Origin of the sequence: Clostridium sp. CAG:43, assembly GCF_000434655.1 — a bacterium.
GTDB lineage: Bacteria > Bacillota > Clostridia > Lachnospirales > Lachnospiraceae > Otoolea > Otoolea fessa.
Genome location: NZ_FR895025.1, coordinates 1 through 1,000, shown reverse-complemented (window position 1 = coordinate 1,000; position 1,000 = coordinate 1). Strand labels below are relative to the sequence as shown.

1 pseudogene is annotated in these 1,000 nt (G+C 42.5%); it reads right to left on the bottom strand.

Annotated elements, in window-relative coordinates:
- Nucleotides 1-970: pseudogene (locus tag QVO97_RS02130) on the bottom strand (hypothetical protein); the annotation flags it as partial.
- Between the last annotated feature and the right edge of the window lie 30 nt (nt 971-1,000).

Below are 1,000 nucleotides of genomic sequence, written 5' to 3'. Positions count from 1 at the left end.
CTAACAGGTCTGACAGCGGAGCCATGATCGGCATTGTGATGGCAGCCTGTCCTGTTCCGGATACAACGAAGAAGTTAAATACGGACTGGAACAGATACATAAGTACTGCTGCAACTGCTCCGGAAACTCCAGACAATGCATTTGAAATATTATACATAATTGTATTAATAACTGTAGGTGTTGTCGGATCAGAACCACCAAGAACCTGCATGATTCCCTGTGCCATAGCAACGACAAGGGCAGCACCGATCAGGTCTTTTGCTCCATCTTTGAAAGATGTTGCAATATCATTCAGTTTCATATCATTCAGTTTAAAGATAACTCCAAACACACCGGAAACAATTCCCATAATAAAGAACTGTGTTGCAATCTCCGGCATGTAGTATCCCTGAGTCATAACTCCCCAAACTACCCATACTACTGTAGCAGCCAGTGTCAGAAGAACTAAAATGTGTCCAAGACCAAATGAATGTCCTTCGTCAATTCCTGTTGTTTCATTCTGCTCACGGAAATATGAATCCGTCTTATATGCGATTGAGATTGTCGGATTCTTTTTAATCTTTGATGCATAGAACATAGTCATTCCACAGCCGAGTGCTGTAAATACGACCCACATTACCATACGGAATCCTGCACCGGAGAATACGTCAATCCCTGCAATACCCTGTGCAATGCCTACAGAGAACGGATTCATCCAAGATGAACCGAAACCAATCTGTGTGGCAACATAAGTAACAAGAACTGCGATAACTGAATCATATCCAACTGCTACAAACAACGGACAAAGAATCATAGTAAACGGAAGTGCTTCTTCTCCCATTCCAAAAACTGCTCCACCAAGAGAAAACAGTACGAAAAGTATCGGAATCAGTAGTTTTTCTGCTCCCTTGGCCTTACGGATCAATCCGATCAATCCAGATTCAATCGCACCTGTACGGATCATGATACCAAATGCACCACCTACTACCATAAGGAATGCGATAATCTCGATTGCAGAACT